Source organism: Massilia sp. CT11-108, from assembly GCF_047302915.1.
In the GTDB taxonomy this organism is placed as follows: Bacteria; Pseudomonadota; Gammaproteobacteria; order Burkholderiales; family Burkholderiaceae_D; genus Telluria; species Telluria orientalis.
Map to the genome: position 1 here is coordinate 1 of NZ_JBKYMO010001630.1, position 252 is coordinate 252.

Genomic DNA, 252 nt, shown 5'->3' on the forward strand with positions numbered 1-252 from the left:
GGTTATCCGAGATGCGGCGTTAGGGGCAGATTTAGACATTTTGGCAGATGGATCTCGGAGCGATAAAACTCTTTTGGACGGTACTGCCTCTTAGCCCTATTTTGTTGGGAGAAGGGTACTAGAGGGACATACCGATACTGATTTCTGGAAGGGGGAATAAGGGGCCGTATTGCCTATTGAAAGATTCTATAATGTCCCTCGTAAGTTCGAGGTGTTGGAGCTGGTCCTCGCCCACGGGCACTAATGTTGATC

1 protein-coding gene is annotated in these 252 nt (G+C 48.8%); it reads right to left on the minus strand.

All coding sequences use genetic code 11. The annotated features are described in order from the left end of the window. Positions 1-118: 118 nt before the first annotated feature. Positions 119-241: a hypothetical protein gene (locus ACEN88_RS35840; RefSeq protein WP_413347144.1), complete on the minus strand. Its 123-nt coding sequence runs from the start codon at positions 239-241 to the stop codon at positions 119-121. Positions 242-252 lie beyond the last annotated feature (11 nt).